We start from the raw sequence: 21,987 nt of genomic DNA, 5'->3' as shown, positions 1-21,987 counted from the left end.
TCAGGGCTCGATGTTGGGTGCCCGGCGCGGCACCAGCAGCATCTCTTTCTGGCGGCCGCTGATGTAGCGGATGCCGGATTCGTCGAAGTAGGCGTCTTCCTCGAGCATGATGCGCACCGGTTCCGCGTAGCCTGGAATCGCGCTGGCGGCATTCAGTTCGATCGAGTAGGCGGTGCGGTAGCGCAGCGCTTCCTCGCCGGTGCCGGGCACGCCGTTCTGCATGTCCCACATGCCGATGGCGGGGCCGGCGGCGTGGCCGTGGTAGCCGATAGGATGCGAGTAGATGGTCGGGTTGATGCCTTCGCCGCGCGCCTGCGCCAGCGCGCCGGCCAGCATCTGATTGCCGGTGCTGCCTTGCTTGAACTGCGCGAGCAGGATGTCCTGCAGGCGGTTGGCCTTGGCGTAGGCTAGCGTCAGCGCGGCCGGTGCCGCGGTTTCGCCGGGCTTCAGCACGTAGGCATGTTCCTGCACGTCGGTGTTCAGGCGCAGGTAGGTGATGCCGATGTCGACGTGCAGCAGGTCGCCGGGGATGATGATGTCGGGATTTGCCAGACCCTTGCCTGCGCGCTGGATCTCCACCGAAGGATGGAACCAGGTGTCGTAGCCCAGGTCGCGGATCTTCTGGCGGAACCACCACACCACATCCTCGCTGGTGGTGATGCCGGGCGTGATGACGCGCTCGGAAAATCCTTCGGCGATGATCTTGTGCGTGGCATCGACAAGCTGAGGATAAATCTGCATCTCGCGCTCGGTGCGCGTTTCCAGCCAGCGTATCGCCAGCGGTTCCGCCGAGACCACCTTGCGTTTGAATTCGGCTGGCAGCGCCTGCACCAGCTCCTCGTAGTCCGTACGGTCGATGCCGTCGGCGTGGCCGAAATTGTGCGAGGTGTTCAGCGCGATCTTGTTCGGATTGCGCTGCTTGACGATGTCGGCCAGCGCCTCCCATTGCTCGGGGAATTTCTTCATGTCCCACGCCGCCGCGATGCTCTTGCCGACGGCATAGCGCGCCACGGCCAGCTTCTCGACGGTCTGCTTTTTCGGATCGCGGTAGAACACCAGCACCGTGCGGCGGCGCGCGTTCAGCCATTCGGCCGGCAGCATGGTTTTCAGCACCGGGTCTTCGTTATACTCGCGCGAGACGACGATCCACATGTCGATGCCGGTTTGCGCCATCATCCCCGGCAGCAGCTTGTCGAAGCGTTCCGCCAGCAGTTCATTGACCACGTCGGCCTGTTCGCGCACCGGAAGAACCTGAGCCTGGGTGGCTGCCGACAGCAGCACGGACATCGCAAGGATAAATTTTTTCATGCGCACGATGTTCTCCCGGTCCGGCCTCGAAGTCAATCAACAAGGCGCTGCTTGCTTGTCTAAAATGCACATTCGCGCTACGCTTGCGGCTAGTCTCAAGGAGGAAAGAATGTCAGCACCGTCGATTTTGTTTTTGCATGGCGGACCGGGAATGAGCCCGGTCTTCGAGAAGGCCCGTTTTCCGGAAGCGTCGGACGTGCACTGGTGGCAGCAGCCGGTCACCGTGCCGTGCGCGGTGCATCCGTTCCAGGATCTGCTGGCGGCGACGCTGGCCGAGTTCCGCCGCTGCGTGGAGGCGCATGGCGCGCCGATGACGATACTGGCCAGCTCCTTTGGCGCCCATCTGGCCGTGCACTTGTCGCGCCAGATGCCGGAGTCGATCGCGCGCATCGTGCTGCTGGGTCCAACCTTCGATCCGGAACAGGCCGCGATGCGGCTGGCGCGCCGCGCCTTCCAGCTGCATATGGACGACGCCAACGCCGGCAAGCTGGCCGCCGCGCTGGCCGCCTACGAGGACGATCCGGGCAGGGCGCGGTTCTGGGACGTGTTCGGCGCGCTGTCGCTGCTGCCGGATGTGCCGGAGCTCTATTTCAGCCCGAATGCCGGTGAGGCCGCGCGCTCGTTCGTGGAGTTGATACAGCAACCCGGCGCCTTCGACGGCCCGACCTCGGTCGCCACATCGGACGATTTCGCCGCCATCAATCCGAAGCCGCTGCCGAGTCCCTACACCGGCCCGGTGCAACTGGTGTTCGGCAAGTACGACGTCATGATCGACGCCGACAAGGACGGTGCGGCATGGCGCGCCATCTTCCCGCAAGCTTCCATCCACATGGTGGACAGCGGCCATTTCCCGTTGCAGGAACTGCCGCTGGAAGCCTGCCTCCACCCCGCGTAACCCGTCATTCCGCTATCAGGAGTTCGATGCCGGCTTCCAGCAGGCCGTCGCGATATTCGGGGCTGATGCCGGCGTCGGTAATGACGGTGTGGACGCGGTCCAGCTGCACGATGCGGTGCAGGCTGACGCGTCCGAACTTGGAGGCGTCCGTCAGCACGATGATCTTCTTGGCCCGCTCCACCATCTTGTGATTCAGGCTGGCCTCCGCCTCGTGGTGGGTGGTCACGCCGAACTGCAGGTCGAAACCGTCCACGCCGAGGAACAGCTTGTCGAAGCTGTAGGCCTGCAGGCAGGCTTCGGCCTGCGTGCCCTGGATCGACAGCGACTGCTTGCGCAGCAGGCCGCCGGTCAGGATAAGATCCACGCCCGGCGCATCTGCCAGTTCCCACGCGATGTTCAGACCATTGGTCATCACCGTCACTTGCTGCGCATCGCGCAGATGGCGCGCCAGCGAGATCGTGGTGGTGCCCGAATCGATGATGATGTTGTCGCCCGCTTCCACCAAACGCGCGGCGCAGGCGCCGATGCGTTCCTTTTGCTCGTGGTTGATCGCGTCCTTCTGCCGGATGGTGTGCTCGGTCGGGGGAGTGCGGGTCAGCGTGGCGCCGCCGTGGCTGCGCGTGGCCAGGCCTTGGGATTCCAGCGCGCTCAAATCGCTGCGGATTGTCACCGCTGAAACGCCCAACTGTTCCACCAGTTCGTTGACCTGCACGGAACCGTGTTGGGTGAGCGCCTGCAGGATCGCGGCGCGGCGTTGACTGGTGTTTCGCATGAGTTGTGCTGTTGATTTGTCAAAAAGGGCAGCTTAACAGATCGCGGCCTTCGTGCCATCAGGTATAGCGCCCTTGCAATGTTAAAACATGTGTTTCGAAATAAAAACAAAGATATTTCACGTTAAAACGAAAGAAAACGAAAATACAACATCAAAACGAAATATTTCGAAAGCTTCTTGTGTTTTGTTTCTTTGCTTATTACTATTCATAACACAAGTCACAACAAGCAACACATCACGGGAGATTTGCCATGGGTAGTAGAATCGAAACGGGACTTCGGCGCAGCCTGATTGCGGCAGCGGTGGAGATGGCGGTGTGCGGGACCGCGTTTGCGCAGGCTGCTCAGACCCAGCCGCAGGCCGATCCGGACGCGCAGGTCGTGGTGGTGTCGGGCGCGCGCGCCGCGCTGGCCAAGTCGCTTGAACTCAAGCGCAACGCCGACGTGATCCAGGACTCGATCTCGGCCACGGAACTCGGCCGCTTCCCCGACGATAACGTCGCCGATTCGTTGACCCACATCTCCGGCATTTCGGTATCGCGCACCCGCGGCGGCGAAGGCCAGTACATCAATGTGCGCGGCCTGGGCTCGGGCTACAACATCGTCACCCTGAACAAGCGCATCCTGGCGACCGACGGCGATGGCCGCGACTTCGCCTTCGACGTGCTGCCGTCCGAGGTGATCAGCGGCGCCGACGTGATGAAGTCGGCCGAAGCGGCGCAAATGGAGGGCAGCATCGGCGGCTCCGTCAACCTGCGCTCGGCGCGGCCGATGGACAACCCGGGCTATCACGCTTCGGTGCGTTTCGAGGCGGACCACAACGACCTGTCGCGCAAGGACGGCGGCAAGCTGTCGGGTGTCGTCAGCAACACCTTCAACAACAATACGATGGGCGTGCTGGTGGGGGCCGTGGTTTCCAAGCGCAAGGTGCGCACCGATTCGCTGGGCTACCAGACGTACAACGCGGACTCGCCCGGCAGCTACGACGTCAATGGCGACGGCGTCATCGGCGCAGGCGAGACCAATCTGCTGGCGCCTTGCTGCATCTCGTTCGGTTCCGTGTTCGAAGAGAAGAAGCGCGCCGCCTTGTCCGGCGCCTTTGAATGGAAGGTCACGCCGACCTTCAAGATGACCGCCGATGCGCTGGCCACGCGCCTCGATTCGCCGCAGGTCGGTTACCAGCAGTCCTATTATGTGGAGAGCGCGCCGGGGCGCTGGTCCGACGTCGTCGTCAAGGACCGCCTGATCACCAGCATGACGGTGAAGGACCTGATACCGGAAATGTCCAACGTCACCACGGACCGCGTGGTCGACACCATGCAGTTCGGCTGGCGCGGCGAGTGGCGGCCATCGAACGCGCTGAAGCTGACCGGCGACGTCTACCGCTCTACTTCCAAGCGCAACTCCGGCGGCAAGGACAGCTTCGTGGTGGCCGGCATCGCGGGCCACAACACGGGCTACTACCGCGCCACCAACGGCGGCTTCCCCGACATCCGAGTGACGCTGGAAGATGGCCGAGACCTCGCCACGGAGCTGGCTGCGGGACGACTGGGCAACAAGGACTACGGCGTCCACTTCACCGGCCTGACCGGCACCGACATCAAGGACACCATCGATGGCGCCTCGCTCGACGGCCGGCTGGCGCTGGGCGGCGCCTGGCATGTCGACGGCCTGCAGTTCGGCGCCAGCGCCACCTCGCGCAAGAAAGACCGCAACTCGATCGGCAACGAGAAGAGCGGCGGCGCATGCCAGTACTGCGATATGTACTCGACCACCTTCGCCTCGCTGGGCGCCAACGTGGTCCAGCCGATGACGCTGCCCAACTACATGCGCAACGCCGGCGGCAGCTTCCCCGGCAGTTTCATCAAGTTCGACGTGCCGGCTTATTTCGCTGCGCTGAAGAAGTTGGATGGCAAGCCTGTCCTCGACGCCGACGGCAACCCGACCGGCGACACGTTCGACGTCAGCAAATCGCAGCCGGTGTTCGTGCCGACCGATTCCTACTCGGTCACCGAAAAGACTGCGACGCTGTATGGCCAGCTTGAGCTGGCGGGCGAGAACTGGAACGGCAACGTCGGCGCGCGCCTGGTGCGCACCAAGACTACATCGCGCAGCGCGATCGACAAGATCGTCGCCATCGACGATCAGACCCCGGACATCCCGACCAGCAGCCCGATCGTCACCTACAGCCCGGCGGTGCCGGTGTCGGAAGACGGCAGCTACACCAAGCTGCTGCCGTCGGCCAATATCAGCTGGTGGGCGCGCGACGATTTCGTGGTGCGCGGCGCCATCGCCAAGGTCATGGCCCGGCCGTCGCTCGACAAGCTGGCGCCGACCCGCACCGACAATACGCTCGACCGCAGCTACGTGCTGAACATCGTCGGCGATCCGAAGCTGAAGCCTACCGAGGCCGTGCAGCAGGACCTGTCGGTCGAGTGGTATTACCGTCCGAAATCGGCCATCACGGCGGCCATCTTCGCCAAGCAGATCAAGAACTTCGTCACCTACCAGACCGACGAGCATGTGGACATCGGCGTGCCGGGCTACCTGTACACGGTGACCCATCCGGTCAACGGCGACAAGGCCAATGTGCGCGGCATCGAGTTCGGCATCCAGCACCTGTTCGACAACGGCTTCGGCTTCAACGCCAAATTCGCCAAGACGCTGACCAAGGCCTACCAGAACGGCCAATACGTCGGCCAGCTGGAAGGCGTGGCGCCGACCGCGTCGTCGATCGGCTTCCTGTACGAGAAGAATGGCGTCAACGCCTCGATCTCGTTCGACTACACGGGCGAGTACACTCAAAGCACCAATGTGCTGGCGGGGTTCCCGGCCAAGGTCGATGCGCTGACCTGGGTGACGGCGTCGGCCTCGTGGGATGTCACCCGCAACATCACCTTGTTTGTCGAAGGGAAGAACCTGGGCGATGCGGTGATGCGTTCGAACCTGGGCCGCAGCGACGCGCTGTACGGCTTTGAAAGCTGGGGCCGCACCTTCGTGGCCGGCATGAGCGTGAAATTCTGACGGGTGGCCATGAACACGACGACAAGTACGATACAAACCAAGGATGCCGTGGGCACCAGCCGTCCGCGCTGGCTCGGCTACGCGCTCGCCACCACGCTGTTGTGGGGCGTGTGGGGCGCCTTTACCGGCCTGCCCAGCCAGAACGGTTTTCCTGAAACGCTGGTCTATGTGGTGTGGGCGCTGACGATGGTGCCGCCGGCGCTGTTCGTCCTGGCGCGCGCCGGCTGGCGTGTGCGTCGCGATGGCCGCGCCATCGCCTACGGCCTGGCGATCGGCCTGCTGGGCGCCGGCGGGCAGATGGTGCTGTTCTATGCGGTGAAGGCCGGTCCGACCTACCTGATCTTCCCGTTGATCTCACTGTCGCCGGTGATCACGATCGCGCTGTCCTTCCTGTTTCTGCGCGAACGCACCGGCGCGATGGGGCTGGGCGGCATCGTGCTGGCGGTCTGCGCGCTGCCGCTGTTCGACTACACACCGGGCGGCGCGCCGCAGCAGTACGGCCTGTGGTTCGTGCTGGCGCTGGGCGTGCTGGTGGCCTGGGGCCTGCAGGCCTACTTCATCAAGCTGGCCAACGCCAGCATGGACGCCGAGAGCATCTTCTTTTACATGACGGCCAGCGCGCTGCTGTTCATTCCCGTGGCGCTGGCCATGACCGATTTCTCGGTGCCGATCAACTATGGCCCTTCGGGTCCGTTGCTGGCCGCCGCCACGCAGGTATTGAACGCGGTCGGCGCGCTGACGCTGGTGTACGCCTTCCGCCACGGCAAGGCGCTGATGGTGTCGCCGCTGGTGAACGCCGGCGCGCCGCTGCTGACCACTGTCATCGCGATGGCGCTGGCGGCATCGCTGCCGACCGGCTACCGGCTGGCCGGCATCGGCCTGTCGCTGGCGGCGGCGCTGCTGCTCGCGTTGCAACCGGAGGACGGCGCCTCCGCCTGAACCCGAATCTATTCAAGGAACCAACGATGGACTACTTATTGAATCTGGTGCGCCGCCACAAGGCCGGCGAGCAGGTAGGCATCCACGCGGTATGCTCGGCGCATCCGCTGGTGATCGAAGCCGCCATGGAGGTGGCCTCCGCGCGCGACCTGCCGGTGCTGATCGAAGCGACCTCGAACCAGGTGAACCAGGACGGCGGCTATACCGGCATGACGCCGGCCGCCTTCCGCGATTTCGTGCACGGCATCGCCGACCGCACCGGCCTGGCGCGTGGCCGTATCCTGCTGGGGGGCGACCATTTGGGGCCGAACGCCTGGCAGGACCAGCCGGCCGAGGCGGCCATGGCCAAGGCCGAGGTGCTGATCGACCAGTATGTGACGGCGGGCTTCCGCAAGATACACCTGGACTGTTCGATGTCCTGCGCCGGCGACCCGGTGCCGCTGCCGGACGCCGTGGTGGCCGAGCGCGCCGCGCGCCTGTGCATGGTCGCCGAGCGCGCCTGGCATACGGCCGGCGGCGAGGCGCCGGTCTACGTGGTCGGCACCGAGGTGCCGGTGCCGGGCGGCGCGCATGAGGACCTGGAAGAATTGAGCGTCACCACGCCCGGCGCGGCGGCGCTGACGATCAAGGTGCACCGGCTGGCCTTTGCCGCCGCCGGCCTGGAGGCGGCGTGGCCGCGCGTGATCGGCCTGGTGGTGCAGCCCGGCGTCGAGTTCGACCATCACAAGGTGATCGACTACCGTCCGAAACACGCGGTGGCGCTGAGCCGCCTGATCGAAGACGAACCGACGCTGCTCTACGAAGCCCACTCGACCGACTACCAGACCCCGTCCAACCTGGCGGCGCTGGTGGCCGGCCATTTCGCGATCCTGAAAGTGGGGCCCGGCCTGACTTTCGCGCTGCGCGAGACGCTGTGGGCGCTGGCCGACATCGAGGAGGAGATGGCGTGGCCTGGCGACCAGCAAGGTTCGGATTTCAAGAACATCGTGCTGGAAGTGATGCGCGCCGAACCCGAATACTGGCGCAAATACTATGGCGGCGATCCGCGCCGCACCCGCTTCGATCAGCAGTACAGCCTGAGCGACCGTATCCGCTACTACTGGCCGCATCCTGCCATCCAGGCGGCGCAGGCGCGCCTGCTGGCCAACCTGGAGCGCGAGGCGCCGCCGCTGACGCTGTTGAGCCAGTACCTGCCGGCGCAGTACGAGGCGGTGCGCGAAGGGCGGCTACGCAATGTGCCGGCCGATTTACTCAAAGAGGGAGTGGCCAAGGTGCTGCGCCAGTACATGGACGCCTGCGCTGCAGGCGCCGCAACAAAGGAGTTGGAAACATGCTAGTAGTGGACAAGGAAATTTTGGGCATCGATACGGCACGCCTCGATGAAGCCGGAGCCGGCCTGACCGCGCGCGAGATCGCGCAGCAGCCCGCCGTCTGGCCGCAGATCGACGCGCTGGTGGCGAGCCGGCGCGCGGCGCTCGATGCCTTCCTGGCCCCGCTGCTGGCGCGCACCGGCCTGCGCATCGTGCTGACCGGCGCCGGCACCTCAGCCTTCCTCGGCGAATGCCTGGCGCCCGCCATGCTGGGCAAGGGATGGCGCGCCGAAGCCGTGCCGACCACCGACCTGGTGTCCGGTCCGCAGCGCTTCCTGCAAGCTGCCGCGCCGACGCTGCTGGTGTCGTTCGCCCGTTCCGGCAGCAGCCCGGAGAGCCTGGCCGCCGTCACGCTGGCCGACCAGCTGGTGGGGGAGGTCTATCATCTGATCATCACCTGCAACGCCGACGGCGAGTTGTACCGGATGGCCCGGGAGCGCGGCAACGCCTTCGCCATCCTGCTGCCGGACGCCACCCACGACCGCGGCTTCGCCATGACCACCAGCTTCACCTCTATGCTGCTGGCGGCCGCGCTGGCCTTCGGCGTGCTGGCGCCGGGCGCCGCCGCGGCATCCTCGGCGGCCGCCGACGGTTTGCTGGCAAGCGCGCTGCCGCTGCTGCAATCGCTGGTGGAGCGCCGCTTCAAGCGCGTGGTCTACCTCGGCAGCAATGAGCTGCTGGGACTGGCGCGCGAGGCCTCGCTCAAGCTGCTGGAACTGACCGACGGCCAGGTGGTGGCGCTGTTTGATTCGCCGCTGGGTTTCCGCCACGGCCCGAAGACCATCGTCGACGCCGACACCTTGGTGGTGGTGCTGCTGTCGAACGACGCGCATGCGCGACGCTACGACCTCGACCTGCTGCGCGAGCTGCGCAACGACGGCCGCGCCGGCCGCGTGCTGGCCCTGAGCGGCCGCGCCGAGCCGGAACCTGGCGCGGCAGTGGTGACGCTGCAGGGCATGGAGGACGCCGGCGAACTCGCGCTGGCGCTGCCTTACATCCTGTTCTGCCAGTCGTTTGCGCTGCTGCAGTCGCTGGCGCTGGGCCTGCGTCCGGACACGCCGAGCGTGTCGGGCACCGTCAATCGCGTGGTGCGCGGCGTGACCATCTATCCGCTCGAAGGAGACGATCATGTTTCTCGGGGTTGACGGCGGCGGCACCAAGACCGCGTTCGCGCTGGTCGACAGCCAGGGCCGCGTGCTTGCACGCCACGAGGACAGCGGCGCCTACTACCTGGAGGTCGGCATGGACGCCACTGCCGCGCTGCTGGCGCGCGGCTGCGACGCGCTGTTCGCAACGGCCGGCGTGGCCGCGAGCGATATCGACTTCGCTTTCTTCGGCCTGCCGGCCTATGGCGAGGACCGCGCGGTGCAGCCTCAGTTGGACGCGCTGCCCCATGCGGTGCTGGGCCATGGCCGCTACCTGTGCGGCAACGACATGGTGTGCAGCTGGGCCGGGTCGCTGGCCTGCGCCGACGGCATCAGCGTGATCGCCGGCACCGGCTCGATGGCGTACGGGGAATTTGCCGGACAACGCGCGCGCGCCGGCGGCTGGGGTGAGCTGTTCAGCGACGAGGGTTCTGCGCACTGGATCGCGCGTGCCGGCCTGGCGCTGTTTTCAAGGATGAGCGATGGCCGCGCGCCGCGCGGGCCGTTGTATCAGCTGGTGCGCGAACGCCTGGCGCTGCTGGAGGATCTTGATTTGTGCCAGGTGGTTTATGGCGAACTGAAAGGGGAGAGGAGCAAGGTGGCCGCGTTGTCACGCCTGGTCGCCGAGGCGGCCGCGCTGGGCGACGTCCAGGCGCAGGCGATCATCGAGGCCGCCGCCGCCGAACTGGCGGCGCTGGTCGATGCCGTGCGCGGTGCGCTTGGCGTTGCCGCAGGCGTCGGCGTGGCCGTGTCCTGCACCGGCGGGCTGTTCGGCGCGGATGGGCCGCTGCGCGCACCTTTCGAGCGGGCATTGGCGACTCGCGCTGGATCTTATCGCCTGGCGCCGCCGCGCTTGGCGCCGGTGCTTGGCGCGGCGCTGTACGCCGCCCGTAGCGCCGGCATGCCGCTGAACGCGGCCGCGCTGGAACGCCTGGCAAGCCTGCCCTGACTTAAAGGACTTTATATGCGTTGTACTCTGCTACCTGCCGTTCTTGCGGCGCTGCTGGCCGCGCCGCTGGCCACCGCCGCCAGCGGCTACACCGTGCGCGACTTCGACAAGGTGCCGAAGATCGACGCCCATCTACACCTGCACGGCGAGAATCAGGACGCCTGGCTGGCGCTGGCGCGCAAGGACAACTTCCGTGCGCTGACCATCAATGTCGACTATCCGGATTTTCCACCGCTCGACCAGCAGCGGCGCGTGGCCAGCGCGCTGGCCCACGGTCATCCGCGGCAGGTGGCCTGGGCCGCGACCTTTTCCACCGACGGCTTCGAAAAGCCGGAGTGGGGCGCGGCCACGCTGAAAGACCTGGATGGGGCGCTGGCCGACGGCGCCGGCGGCGTCAAGGTGTGGAAGAACATCGGCATGAGCCTGCGCGACGGCCAGGGCAAGCTGGTGATGGTCGACGATCCGCGTTTCGACCAAGTGTTCAACGGGCTGGCCCAACGCGGCGTCATGGTGCTGGGGCACCAGGGCGAACCGCACAACTGCTGGCTGCCGCTTGAGCAGATGACGGTCAATAACGACCGCGAATATTTCAAGGAACATCCGGCCTACCACATGTACGCGCACCCGGAGATGCCCAGCTACGAAGAGCAGATGGCCGCACGCGACCATTTGCTGGACAAGCATCCCGACCTGCGCTTCACCGGCGTGCACCTGGCGTCGCTGGAGTGGGATGTGGACCGGCTGGCGCGCTTCCTCGACGTCCACCCCGGCGTCAACGTCGACGTGGCGGCCCGCATCGGACAGCTGCAATACCAGTCGCAGCGCGACCGCAAACGCGTGCGCGCCTTCCTCATCAAGTACCAGGACCGGTTGATGTACGGCTCCGACCTGGCGCAGTCGGCGGAGCAGGACGACGCCGGCTTCGTGGCCGACGTGGACACGGTATGGCGGCGTGACTGGCGTTATTTCGTCACCGCCGACAGCTTCGCCGTGCCCGAGCTGGACCGGCCGGTGCGCGGGCTGGCGCTGCCGCGCGCCGTGGTCGACAAGCTATACCGGATCAACGCGGAAAAAGCCTACCCGCGCGCCTGGCATTGAATAGAAAAACGAGGAAACCGATGAGCAACCAACATGATCAACGCCGTCGCACCTTGCTGCAATGGCTGGCGGGAGCCGCAGTGACGTCCACGGTGGGCGACGCCGGCGCGGCCACGTTGCAGGCGCAAGGCAAGCAAGTGGCGCGCATCGGCGACGCCGCCATGGCGCTGGAATTCGACAGCCTGCTGCGCTGCCGCGTCGTGTCCCGGCGCGGGCCCCGGCCCACGGCGGTCACCGCCTTCGCGCCGAGCGAACGGCTGCACCTGCCCAACGGCCGCTGGGTCGAACGCTTTGCGCTGTCGTCGCAGGCGGCCGACAAGGTCGACGGCGCCCACGGCCCCGGCGTACGCCATCGCCTGTCCGGCATGGCGGACGGCATCGAGAAGACGGTCGCCGTCACTTTTTATGAACGCCATCCCGGCTTGGCCGTCATCCGCGTTTCCTATCGCAACACCGGCGACAAGCCGCTGCCGGTCGCGGCCTGGGCCAACAGCGCCCACACGCTGCGCCCCGCGGCTGGCCGCAAGGCGGAATTCTGGACCTTCTCCGGCGCCACCCATCCCGACCGGCGCGACTGGGTGCAGCCGCTGGTCGCCGGCTTTGACCAGCGCAACTTCATGGGCATGAACGCTTCCGACTACGGCGGCGGCACGCCTGCGGCCGACGTCTGGAACCGCGAGTGCGGGCTGGCCGTCGGCCACCTGGACACCGTGCCGCGCCTGGTCGCGCTGCCGGTGCGCGCGGTCGCGGGCGGCGCCTCGCTGGCGGTCGAATTCAAGCAGGAGACGACACTGCAGCCGGGCGAGACGCTCGATACGCTGGACACCTTCCTGGCGCTGCACACGGGCGATTATTTTTCCGCGCTCGATCAGTACCGCCAGGCCATGGCCGAACGCGGCCTGCGCGCCCCGGACGCCCCGGCCGAATGCTACGAGCCTATCTGGTGCGCCTGGGGCTACGAGCGCGACTTCACGGTACCGCTGATGGTGGGCACGCTGCAGAAGGCCAAGGAGCTGGGCCTCGAATGGGCGGTGCTGGACGATGGCTGGCAGAACAACGAAGGCGACTGGAAACTGGACACCAGGAAGTTCCCGGGCGGCGAAGCCGACATGCGCGGCCTGGTGACCACCATCAAGGACGCCGGCCTGAAGGCGCGGCTGTGGATCACGCCGTTGGCGGTCGATCCCGGCTCGGACCTGCTGCGTGACCACACCGACATGCTGCTGCTGGACAAGGAGGGCGCGCCGCAGCTGATCAGCTGGTGGAACAGCTTCTATCTGTGCCCGGCCTACCAGCCCACCATCGACATGACCCGCGCCTGGATACGCAAGATCCTGGGCGAGTGGGGTTACCAGGGCCTGAAGATCGACGGCCAGCACCTGAACGGTGTGGCGCCATGCCACAACCCGTTGCACAAGCACGCGCGGCCCGAGGAGTCGTTCGAGAAGCTGCAGGATTTCTGGAAGATGGTGTACGACACGGCGCGCGAGATCAATCCCAACGCCGTGGTCGAGCTTTGCCCGTGCGGCACCTCGTACGCCTTCCACAATTTCCCCTCCATGAACCAGGCGCCGGCCTCCGACCCGCTGTCGTCGTGGCAGGTGCGGCACAAGGGCAAGACGCTGAAGGCGCTGATGGGGCGCTCGGCGCCGTATGCGGGCGACCACGTGGAGCTGAGCGACGGCGGCGACGATTTCGCCTCGACGGTCGGCATCGGCGCCGTGCTGTCGACCAAGTTCACCTGGCCGGTCGATCCCAAGCCCAAAGACAGCTTCCTGCTGACGCCCGAGCGCGAGCTGAAGTGGCGCAAGTGGATCGGCATCTATCGCGACAAGATGCTGGCCAACGGCGTCTATCGCGGCGAGCTGTACGACATCGGTTTCGACAAGCCGGAAGGCCACGCGGTGGAGAAGGGCGGCAGGATGTATTTCGCCTTCTTCGCGCCGCGCTGGGACGGCCCGGTCGAGATCCGCGGCCTGGGCGCCGGACGCTGGCGCCTGCGCGATTACGTCGACGGCAAGGATATCGGCGTCGTGGAGGGCGGCCGCAACCGCCTGACGCTGCGCTTCGAACACGCACTGCTGCTGGAGGCGGTGCCGGTGTAAAGCCCCCGGCGCCGCCGGGTGAGTCGAAGGTGCTGTCTTTTCAATTGGAGAACTGCCTATGAACTATGTGAAAGCTTTCGCCACAGCCGCGTGTGTGTTTGCCGGCCTGCTGGCGTCCACGGCGCACGCCATCACCATTACCGTCAGCCCCGGCCAGTCGATCCAGGCCGCCGTCAATACCGCCGGCGCCGGCGACACCGTCCACGTGCTGGCCGGTACCTACAAGCAGAAGGTGCTCATTTCAGGCAAGTCCGGCACCGCCAGCGCACTCGTCACGCTCAAGGGCGATGCGGGCGCCATCATCAGCGGCAGCGGCCTGGCGCCGTCCGGCCGCGAGGGACTGATCACGATCAAGAATTCGAACTATGTGCGGGTCGAAGGCTTCGACGTGACGGGGCTGACGTCCAGCGGCAGCAATACGCCGGTCGGCATTCTGATCGAAGGCAATGGCTCCAACTTGCAGATCGTCAACAACAAGATCCACGCCATCAAGAACACCAGCACCTGCAAGGATCCGTGCTCGGTCGGCGCGCATGGCCTGGCGGTGTTTGGCACGAACGCCACCGGCGTCACCGACCTGCTGGTGCAGGGCAACGAGGTGTACCAGAACGTGTTGCAGGCCAGCGAGGCGCTGGTCATCAACGGCAACGTGGACCGTTTTGAAGTGCTGAGCAACAACGTGCACGACAATAACAATATCGGCTTCGACTTCATCGGCTACGAAGGCGAGTGCTCCGGTTGCGGCGAGAGCGACCGCGTGCGCAACGGCATGGTGCGCAACAACCGCGCGCAGAACAATTCCAGCACGACCAATCCGTGGTACGGCGGGGAAGGTTCGGCCGGCGGCTTTTATGTGGATGGCGGACGCAACATCATCTTCGACCGCAACATCTCCACCGGCAACGACATCGGCTTCGAATTCGCTAGCGAGCACAGCGGCAAAGCGACCGAGGACATCCTGATGACCAACAACTTTGTGTACGCCAACCGCGAGGCGGGGCTGTCGCTGGGCGGCTATTCGACGGGCGCCGGCCAGTCGCGCCGCATCAATGTGCACAACAACTCGTTTTACAAGAACAAGGGCTGGGGCAGCGAGGTGGTGTTCCAGTACAAGGTCATTGATTCGCGCTTCAGCAATAACATCTTCTCCGGCAAGGGCGCCACCGCCGAGAGCTACCAGGTCGAAGGGACCGGGCACACCGGCAATGTCTGGGGCATCAATCTGTGGTGGGGCACCAGCTCCAGCACCACCAGCCTGCCGGGCACGCGCGTGATCGCCGATCCGCGCTACGTCGCGCCGACGACCGGCGACCTGAAGCTGCTCAATACCTCGCCGGCCATCAATGTCGGCGCCACCGGCACCGCGCTGACGACCTGGAGCTCGCCGCTGTGGACCCGCTATTTCCCTTCCGGCTCGATTCCGCTCAACGGCACGCAGGATATCAACGGCGAAGCGCGGATCGAAGGCATCATCGACCTGGGGGCCGACGAATACGGCACCGCCGCCGCGGCTCAGTGAGGCATTCGGCCTGAGGGAGGGGATTAAGATACAATCTGCTGCGCCATAAACCAGCAGATTGAACCCTACATGCCATCACGCCGTCTTTCCCTTGTCGCTTTAACCATCTTCGCCGCTGCCGCCGTTGTCGGCTGCAAGACCAATCCGGTGATCGAAACGCCGGTGGCCCCGGCGGTTTCCGTGCCCGAGCCGCTGCCGCCGAAGAAGATCAAGATCGGCCTGGCGCTGGGCGGCGGGGCGGCGCGCGGCTTTGCCCACATCGGCGTCATCAAGGCGCTGGAGGCGCAGGGCATTTATCCGGACATCGTGGTCGGCACCAGCGCCGGCAGCGTGGTCGGCGCGCTGTACGCGGCCGGCAACACCGGCTTCCAGCTGCAGAAGATGGCGCTGGACATGGACGAGGCGGCGATCTCCGACTGGGCCGTGCCGCTGTTCGGCAAGAGCACCGGTGTGCTCAAGGGCGAGGCGCTGCAGGCCTATGTCAACAAGGCGGTCAACAACCAGCCGATGGAAAAACTCAAGATTCCGTTCGGCGCCGTGGCGTCGGACCTGAAGAACGGCCAGCCCATCCTGTTCCAGCGCGGGAACACGGGCATGGCGGTGCGGGCGTCGTCGTCGGTGCCCGGCGTGTTCCAGCCGGTGACGATCAACGGCCATTCCTATGTCGACGGCGGCCTGGTGGCGCCGGTGCCGGTGCGCTTTGCGCGCGACATGGGCGCGGATTTCGTCATCGCGGTCAACATCTCGACGCAGGCCGACGTGCAGGCCACCGTCAGCTCGCTGGACGTCATCATGCAGACCTTCAGCATCATGGGCCAGCGCATCAACCAGTACGAATTGAAGGACGCGGACGTGGTCATCGCGCCGAGCCTGGGCAAGATGGCGGGCAACGACTTCGCCGGCCGCAACCAGGCGATCCTGGCGGGCGAGCAGGCGGCGGCGCAGGTGATGGCGCAGATTAAGCAAAAACTGGAAGCCAAGCGCAAACCCTAGGTACAATATCGGCTCGAACAAAAAGGAAGACTCCATGCAAACCAAACCATACCTGTGCCTCGCCGACGTCAAGAAAATCGCCGCTGCTGCGGAAGCCGAGGCCGTCGCCAATAAATGGGCTGTCGTGATCGCCATCGTCGACGACGGCGGCCACCTGCTGTGGCTGCAACGCCAGGACGGCGCCGCGCCGCTGTCGTCGCACATCGCCCCGGCCAAGGCGCGCGTATCGGCGCTGGGCCGCCGCGAATCGAAGATCTACGAAGACATGATCAACAACGGCCGCGTATCGTTCCTGAGCGCGCCGGCGCCGCAGACCGACGGCATGCTCGAAGGCGGCGTGCCCATCATCGTTGACGGCCACATCATCGGCGCCGTGGGCGTGTCGGGCGTGAAATCGGCCGAAGATGCGCAAATCGCCAAAGCCGGCATCGCCGCGCTGAGCTAAGCTTTTCAAGCGCCGGCTCCGGTCCGGACAGTCGTACAGAATGCCGTTTGGCTCAACGCCAAGCGGCATTTTCTATTGGAGAATCGTCGCAGCATGCAAACGGCATGTCTATAATGTGATATCGCCAGCGATATCGCTGCGATGTTATGACCCCAAACCATTTAGCCAAAATAAGGCGAACTCTGCTGGAGATGCAGCGACCTCGGCTGTTTCCGCCGTTGAGTATTCCGCATCACTCGTCCGGACTGAAGATCGGTACGGCCAAAAGTATCGTTGAGGCCTTACTTAAAGACGTTGTTGCGTGGGAGATCTTTTTGCGGGAGAGCGAAGATGACTAAAACGGATGACAAAATTCGGGCGATTCTTGCTCGTCCTTATGTGCGGCGCTTATTGCCTGATCCCGAGTGCGGATACACCGTGACCGTTCATGAATTTCCTGGTTGTATAGCCGAGGGTGATACTGCAGAGGAAGCTTTGGCAAATTTCGATAGGGCTGCCGAGTCTTGGTTGGCGGTTTGTCTTGCAGAAGGCTACCCAGTTATTGAGCCTGTGGAAGCTTCAGAATATGTGGGAAGAATAGCGTTGCGCATTCCGCGTGGCTTGCATCGGGATGTTGCCGAGTTGGCACGATTGGATGAATGCGCCGTTGACCAATTGCTCGCGGTCGCAATTTCCGAATATGTGGGGCGCAGACAGGGATTGACCCCAGGGGAGGCGGCGAAGTTGCATGGATTGGTGGGCTCCCCCAAGGAAGATGCCGCCATTGTAAGTAAGTAAAACGCCATACCCAGCGGCGATTTTTTTGCCGGTATTTCGCCGACGGTCCATTGCCAAGTAGAGGAGATTTGGTTATAATTCAAAGGTTTAGCCAATCTCACCTCTACCGTAGCGACTACCACTCACTCCATCATCAATCTGACCTTCCACCCTGGCCTGCGACGGCGGGGGACACACGACGGTCGTCTGACGTGGCGCAGCTACGGTAACTTTATCAGGAGTTGCCCTTGCCGCCATTTTTTTCTGGCCCAGCCGTTCCAGCCATACTGGCCCTCGCTGACGGAACCATTTTCAAAGGTTTTTCGATCGGCGCCGCCGGCCATACGACCGGCGAAGTGGTCTTTAATACTTCCATGACCGGCTATCAGGAAATCCTGACCGATCCCTCCTACAGCCGCCAGATCGTCACCCTGACGTATCCGCATATCGGCAATACCGGCGTCAATCTCGAAGACGTCGAATCCACCAAAGTCCACGCAGCCGGTTTAATCATCCGTGACCTGCCGCTGATGGCGTCCAATTTCCGCTCCACCCAATCGCTGGCCGACTACCTGAAGGCCGAGAACATCGTCGCCATCGCCGGCATCGACACGCGCAAGCTGACCCGCATCCTGCGCGAGAAGGGCGCCCAGTCCGGCGCCATCCTGGTCGGCACGCAGGGCAACGAGCCGTCGGCGTCGCAGGCGCTGGACCTGGCCCGCTCCTTCCCCGGCCTGTCCGGCATGGATCTGGCCAAGGTGGTCACCGTCAAGTCGCAGTACGAATACACCGAAACCGAATGGACGCTGGGCGAAGGCTACGGCAAGCTCACCGACCCCAAGTTCCACGTCGTGGCCTACGACTTCGGCGTCAAGCGCAACATCCTGCGCATGCTGACCGCGCGCGGCTGCAAGGTGACCGTCGTTCCGGCGCAGACCAGCGCCGCCGACGTGCTGGCGCTGAACCCGGACGGCGTGTTCCTGTCGAACGGCCCAGGCGACCCTGAGCCATGCGACTACGCGATCGCCGCCGCCAAGGAATTCATGGCCAGGAAGCTGCCGCTGTTCGGCATCTGCCTCGGCCACCAGATCATGGGCCTGGCCTCGGGCGCGAAAACGCTGAAGATGAAGTTCGGCCACCACGGCGCCAACCACCCTGTGCAGGACCTGGACAGCAAGCAAGTGCTGATCACGTCCCAGAACCACGGCTTCGCCGTCGACCCGGACACGCTGCCGGCCAACTGCCGCGTAACCCACAAATCGCTGTTCGACGGCTCGCTGCAGGGCTTCGCCCGCACCGACACGCCGGCCTTCTGCTTCCAGGGCCACCCTGAAGCATCGCCCGGCCCGACTGACGTCGCTTACCTGTTTGACCGCTTCATCGGCATGATGGAAGCAACGGAGAAAAAATAAGATGCCTAAACGTACAGACATTAAAAGTATTCTGATTATTGGCGCTGGCCCGATCATCATCGGCCAGGCTTGCGAGTTCGATTATTCCGGCGCACAGGCCTGCAAGGCCCTGCGCGAAGAGGGCTACAAAGTCATCCTGGTCAACAGCAATCCGGCGACCATCATGACCGACCCGGAGATGGCCGACGTCACCTACATCGAGCCGATCACCTGGCAAGTCGTCGAGAAAATCATCGCCAAGGAAAAGCCGGACGCGATCCTGCCGACCATGGGCGGCCAGACCGCGCTGAACTGCGCGCTGGACCTGCATCGCCACGGCATCCTGGACAAGTACAAGGTCGAGCTGATCGGCGCGACGCCGGAAGCCATCGACAAGGCCGAGGACCGCTCCAAGTTCAAGGACGCGATGACCAAGATCGGCCTGGGTTCCGCGCGTTCCGGCGTGGCGCACTCGCTGGAAGAATCGTGGGCCGTGCAGCGCGAAGTGGGCTTCCCGACCATCATCCGTCCGTCGTTCACGATGGGCGGCAGCGGCGGCGGCATCGCCTACAACGAGGAAGAATTCGAAGCCATCTGCAAGCGCGGCCTGGAAGCCTCGCCGACCAACGAGCTGCTGATCGAAGAATCGCTGCTGGGCTGGAAAGAGTACGAGATGGAAGTGGTGCGCGACAAGGCGGACAACTGCATCATCATCTGCTCGATCGAAAACCTGGATCCGATGGGGGTGCACACCGGCGACTCGATCACCGTGGCGCCGGCGCAAACGCTGACCGACAAGGAATACCAGATCATGCGCAACGCCTCGCTGGCGGTGCTGCGCGAGATCGGCGTCGACACCGGCGGCTCCAACGTGCAGTTCTCGATCAACCCGGCCGACGGCCGCATGATCGTCATTGAAATGAACCCGCGCGTATCGCGTTCGTCGGCACTGGCTTCCAAGGCCACCGGCTTCCCGATCGCCAAGGTCGCGGCCAAGCTGGCTGTCGGCTTCACGCTGGACGAGCTGCGCAACGAGATCACCGGCGGCGCGACCCCGGCCTCGTTCGAACCGTCGATCGACTACGTCGTGACCAAGATCCCGCGCTTCACGTTCGAGAAATTCCCGACCGCCGACCACCACCTGACCACGCAAATGAAATCGGTCGGCGAAGTGATGGCGATCGGCCGCACCTTCCAGGAATCGTTCCAGAAAGCGCTGCGCGGCCTGGAAGTCGGCGTGGACGGCCTGAACGAAAAAACCAAGGACCGCGAGAAGATCGAAGAGGAACTGGGCGAGCCTGGTCCCGAGCGTATCTGGTACGTGGGCGACGCGTTCGCCCAGGGCTTCACGCTGGAAGAGGTACACCAGCTGACCAAGATCGATCCATGGTTCCTGATCCAGATTAAAGAGATCGTCGACCTGGAACTGTGGATGGACACGCAGAAGCTGGAGCAGATCGACCGCACCACGCTGTACAAGCTGAAGCAAAAAGGCTTCTCCGACCGCCGCCTGGCGTTCCTGCTGCAGACCGATGCCAAGGCCGTGCGCGCCAAGCGCCATGAGCTCAACATCCGTCCGGTGTACAAGCGCGTCGATACCTGCGCTGCGGAGTTCTCGACCAACACGGCCTATATGTACTCGACCTACGACGAGGAATGCGAGTCCAATCCGACCGACAAGAAGAAGATCATGGTGCTGGGCGGTGGCCCGAACCGTATCGGCCAGGGCATCGAATTCGACTACTGCTGCGTGCACGCCGCGCTGGCGATGCGCGAGGACGGCTACGAGACCATCATGGTCAACTGCAATCCGGAGACCGTGTCGACCGACTACGATACCTCGGACCGCCTGTACTTCGAATCGCTGACCCTGGAAGACGTGCTGGAAATCGTCGAGCTGGAAAAACCGGTCGGCGTAATCGTGCAGTACGGCGGCCAGACCCCGTTGAAGCTGGCGCTGGACCTGGAAGCGAACGGCGTGCCTATCGTCGGCACCTCGCCGGACATGATCGACGCCGCCGAAGACCGCGAGCGTTTCCAGCAGCTGCTGCACAAGCTGAACCTGCGCCAGCCGCCTAACCGCACCGCGCGCACCGAAGCCGACGCCCTGGCGCTGGCACAGGAAATCGGCTACCCGCTGGTGGTGCGTCCTTCGTACGTGCTGGGCGGCCGCGCGATGGAAATCGTCCACGAGCAGCGCGACCTCGAGCGCTACATGCGCGAAGCGGTCAAGGTGTCGCACGATTCGCCGGTGCTGCTGGACCGCTTCCTGAACGACGCCATCGAGTGCGACGTCGATTGCATCTCCGACGGCGAAACCACCTTCATCGGCGGCGTGATGGAACACATCGAGCAAGCCGGCGTGCACTCGGGCGATTCGGCCTGCTCGCTGCCCCCTTACTCGCTGTCGCAGGAGACCATCGATGAACTGAAGCGCCAGACCGCGCTGATGGCCAAGGGCCTGAACGTGGTCGGCCTGATGAACGTGCAGTTCGCGATCCAGAAGCAGGAACGCGACGGCGAAATGCGCGACGTGGTCTACGTGCTGGAAGTGAACCCGCGCGCATCGCGCACCGTGCCGTTCGTGTCGAAGGCCACCGGCCTGCAGCTGGCGAAGATCGCCGCGCGCTGCATGGTGGGCCAGACGCTGGCGCAGCAGGGCATCACCCAGGAAGTCGTGCCGCCTTACTTCAGCGTCAAGGAAGCCGTGTTCCCGTTCGTGAAGTTCCCGGGCGTCGACACCATCCTCGGACCGGAGATGAAATCGACCGGTGAAGTCATGGGCGTCGGCAAGACCTTCGGCGAAGCCTTCGTCAAGTCGCAGATGGGCGCCGGCATCAAGCTGCCGAAATCGGGCAAGGTGTTCCTGTCGGTGAAATCGTCGGACAAGCCGCGCGCGGTGCAGGTGGCGCGCGACCTGGTGGACATCGGCTTCACGCTGGTGGCCACCAAGGGCACCGCCGCCGTCATCGCCGCCGCCGGCATCCCGGTCACGCCGGTGAACAAGGTGGTCGAGGGACGTCCGCACGTGGTCGACATGATCAAGAACCACGAGATTGTCCTGGTCATCAACACGGTCGAGGAAAAGCGCAGCGCCATCACGGACTCGCGCGCCATCCGCACCTCGTCGCTCGCATCGCGCGTGACGACGTACACCACCATCGCCGGCGCCGAAGCGGCGGTCGAAGGCATTCGTCACCTCGACGAATTGCAAGTGTACGATTTACAAGGGCTGCATAAAACCTTACACTAAGGCCTAAGTAGTACCTATTAACCACA

Annotated in this window: 15 protein-coding genes and 1 pseudogene; 14 read left to right on the top strand and 2 right to left on the bottom strand. The window is 64.6% G+C overall.

Going from position 1 to position 21,987, the window contains the following annotated elements; genetic code table 11:
* The gene (locus ACCD07_RS10590) at window positions 1-1,308 is read right to left on the bottom strand and encodes a M24 family metallopeptidase (protein WP_413447319.1); all 1,308 of its coding nucleotides are present in this window, start codon (window positions 1,306-1,308) and stop codon (window positions 1-3) included.
* Between the two features lie 151 nt (window positions 1,309-1,459).
* Here ACCD07_RS10590 and ACCD07_RS10585 point away from each other — a divergent pair, with 151 nt between their 5' ends.
* Window positions 1,460-2,203, top strand: a complete 744-nt coding sequence (locus ACCD07_RS10585) for an alpha/beta fold hydrolase (protein ID WP_353402381.1) — start codon at window positions 1,460-1,462, stop codon at window positions 2,201-2,203.
* Between the two features lie 4 nt (window positions 2,204-2,207).
* On the opposite strand, the pseudogene ACCD07_RS10580 reads toward ACCD07_RS10585, so the two are convergent.
* Window positions 2,208-2,984: pseudogene (locus tag ACCD07_RS10580) on the bottom strand (DeoR family transcriptional regulator); the annotation flags it as partial.
* A 242-nt stretch (window positions 2,985-3,226) separates the two neighbouring features.
* Here ACCD07_RS10580 and ACCD07_RS10575 point away from each other — a divergent pair.
* The 13 genes from ACCD07_RS10575 to carB all read left to right on the top strand — a co-directional run bounded on the left by ACCD07_RS10575 (window position 3,227) and on the right by carB (window position 21,961).
* Window positions 3,227-5,998, top strand: coding sequence for a TonB-dependent receptor (locus tag ACCD07_RS10575; RefSeq protein WP_413447318.1), 2,772 nt, complete (start codon window positions 3,227-3,229; stop codon window positions 5,996-5,998).
* A gap of 9 nt (window positions 5,999-6,007) precedes the next feature.
* Window positions 6,008-6,937 (top strand): EamA family transporter, encoded by a 930-nt coding sequence (locus ACCD07_RS10570; RefSeq protein WP_176653887.1) that lies wholly within the window; start codon window positions 6,008-6,010, stop codon window positions 6,935-6,937.
* 26 nt (window positions 6,938-6,963) lie between these two features.
* Window positions 6,964-8,274 (top strand): D-tagatose-bisphosphate aldolase, class II, non-catalytic subunit, encoded by a 1,311-nt coding sequence (locus ACCD07_RS10565; protein WP_413447317.1) that lies wholly within the window; start codon window positions 6,964-6,966, stop codon window positions 8,272-8,274.
* Window positions 8,268-9,452, top strand: coding sequence for an SIS domain-containing protein (locus tag ACCD07_RS10560; RefSeq protein ID WP_413447316.1), 1,185 nt, complete (start codon window positions 8,268-8,270; stop codon window positions 9,450-9,452). Before ACCD07_RS10565 ends, ACCD07_RS10560 begins: the two co-directional genes overlap by 7 nt.
* The gene (locus ACCD07_RS10555) at window positions 9,436-10,401 is read left to right on the top strand and encodes an N-acetylglucosamine kinase (protein WP_353402388.1); all 966 of its coding nucleotides are present in this window, start codon (window positions 9,436-9,438) and stop codon (window positions 10,399-10,401) included. The genes ACCD07_RS10560 and ACCD07_RS10555 overlap by 17 nt, the downstream gene beginning before the upstream one ends.
* A 15-nt stretch (window positions 10,402-10,416) precedes the next feature.
* On the top strand, window positions 10,417-11,499 hold the full coding sequence (locus ACCD07_RS10550; protein ID WP_413447315.1) for a hypothetical protein: 1,083 nt from the start codon (window positions 10,417-10,419) through the stop codon (window positions 11,497-11,499).
* A gap of 20 nt (window positions 11,500-11,519) precedes the next feature.
* The gene (locus ACCD07_RS10545; RefSeq protein WP_413447314.1) at window positions 11,520-13,604 is read left to right on the top strand and encodes a glycoside hydrolase family 36 protein; all 2,085 of its coding nucleotides are present in this window, start codon (window positions 11,520-11,522) and stop codon (window positions 13,602-13,604) included.
* 58 nt (window positions 13,605-13,662) lie between these two features.
* Window positions 13,663-15,123 (top strand): hypothetical protein, encoded by a 1,461-nt coding sequence (locus tag ACCD07_RS10540; protein ID WP_413447313.1) that lies wholly within the window; start codon window positions 13,663-13,665, stop codon window positions 15,121-15,123.
* A 69-nt stretch (window positions 15,124-15,192) separates the two neighbouring features.
* Complete coding sequence (locus tag ACCD07_RS10535; protein WP_353402396.1) at window positions 15,193-16,116, top strand: patatin-like phospholipase family protein; 924 nt, start codon at window positions 15,193-15,195, stop codon at window positions 16,114-16,116.
* A 34-nt stretch (window positions 16,117-16,150) separates the two neighbouring features.
* Entirely contained in the window at window positions 16,151-16,561 is a 411-nt protein-coding gene (locus ACCD07_RS10530) for a GlcG/HbpS family heme-binding protein (RefSeq protein WP_176653895.1), read from the top strand.
* Window positions 16,562-16,891: 330 nt separating this feature from the next.
* Window positions 16,892-17,338, top strand: a complete 447-nt coding sequence (locus tag ACCD07_RS10525) for a type II toxin-antitoxin system HicB family antitoxin (protein WP_413447312.1) — start codon at window positions 16,892-16,894, stop codon at window positions 17,336-17,338.
* A 227-nt stretch (window positions 17,339-17,565) separates the two neighbouring features.
* Window positions 17,566-18,729: a glutamine-hydrolyzing carbamoyl-phosphate synthase small subunit gene (gene carA / locus ACCD07_RS10520; protein WP_413447311.1), complete on the top strand. Its 1,164-nt coding sequence runs from the start codon at window positions 17,566-17,568 to the stop codon at window positions 18,727-18,729.
* Window position 18,730: 1 nt separating this feature from the next.
* Window positions 18,731-21,961 (top strand): carbamoyl-phosphate synthase large subunit, encoded by a 3,231-nt coding sequence (gene carB / locus ACCD07_RS10515; protein ID WP_353402401.1) that lies wholly within the window; start codon window positions 18,731-18,733, stop codon window positions 21,959-21,961.
* Window positions 21,962-21,987: the final 26 nt, after the last annotated feature.

This window comes from Duganella sp. Dugasp56 (genome assembly GCF_047304105.1).
In the GTDB taxonomy this organism is placed as follows: Bacteria; Pseudomonadota; Gammaproteobacteria; order Burkholderiales; family Burkholderiaceae_D; genus Rugamonas; species Rugamonas hordei.
Note: the sequence above shows the minus strand (reverse complement) of the source record. Positions and strands in the feature narration are given on the sequence as shown.

Excerpts from the sequence above, each read along its gene's own strand:
- ACCD07_RS10590 (WP_413447319.1), bottom strand. The coding sequence starts at position 1,308 with ATGAAAAAATTTATCCTTGCGATGTCCGTGCTGCTGTCGGCAGCCACC.
- ACCD07_RS10585 (WP_353402381.1), top strand. The coding sequence starts at position 1,460 with ATGAGCCCGGTCTTCGAGAAGGCCCGTTTTCCGGAAGCGTCGGACGTG.
- ACCD07_RS10575 (WP_413447318.1), top strand. The coding sequence starts at position 3,227 with ATGGGTAGTAGAATCGAAACGGGACTTCGGCGCAGCCTGATTGCGGCA.
- ACCD07_RS10570 (WP_176653887.1), top strand. The coding sequence starts at position 6,008 with ATGAACACGACGACAAGTACGATACAAACCAAGGATGCCGTGGGCACC.
- ACCD07_RS10565 (WP_413447317.1), top strand. The coding sequence starts at position 6,964 with ATGGACTACTTATTGAATCTGGTGCGCCGCCACAAGGCCGGCGAGCAG.
- ACCD07_RS10560 (WP_413447316.1), top strand. The coding sequence starts at position 8,268 with ATGCTAGTAGTGGACAAGGAAATTTTGGGCATCGATACGGCACGCCTC.
- ACCD07_RS10555 (WP_353402388.1), top strand. The coding sequence starts at position 9,436 with ATGTTTCTCGGGGTTGACGGCGGCGGCACCAAGACCGCGTTCGCGCTG.
- ACCD07_RS10550 (WP_413447315.1), top strand. The coding sequence starts at position 10,417 with ATGCGTTGTACTCTGCTACCTGCCGTTCTTGCGGCGCTGCTGGCCGCG.
- ACCD07_RS10545 (WP_413447314.1), top strand. The coding sequence starts at position 11,520 with ATGAGCAACCAACATGATCAACGCCGTCGCACCTTGCTGCAATGGCTG.
- ACCD07_RS10540 (WP_413447313.1), top strand. The coding sequence starts at position 13,663 with ATGAACTATGTGAAAGCTTTCGCCACAGCCGCGTGTGTGTTTGCCGGC.
- ACCD07_RS10535 (WP_353402396.1), top strand. The coding sequence starts at position 15,193 with ATGCCATCACGCCGTCTTTCCCTTGTCGCTTTAACCATCTTCGCCGCT.
- ACCD07_RS10530 (WP_176653895.1), top strand. The coding sequence starts at position 16,151 with ATGCAAACCAAACCATACCTGTGCCTCGCCGACGTCAAGAAAATCGCC.
- ACCD07_RS10525 (WP_413447312.1), top strand. The coding sequence starts at position 16,892 with ATGACTAAAACGGATGACAAAATTCGGGCGATTCTTGCTCGTCCTTAT.
- carB (WP_353402401.1), top strand. The coding sequence starts at position 18,731 with ATGCCTAAACGTACAGACATTAAAAGTATTCTGATTATTGGCGCTGGC.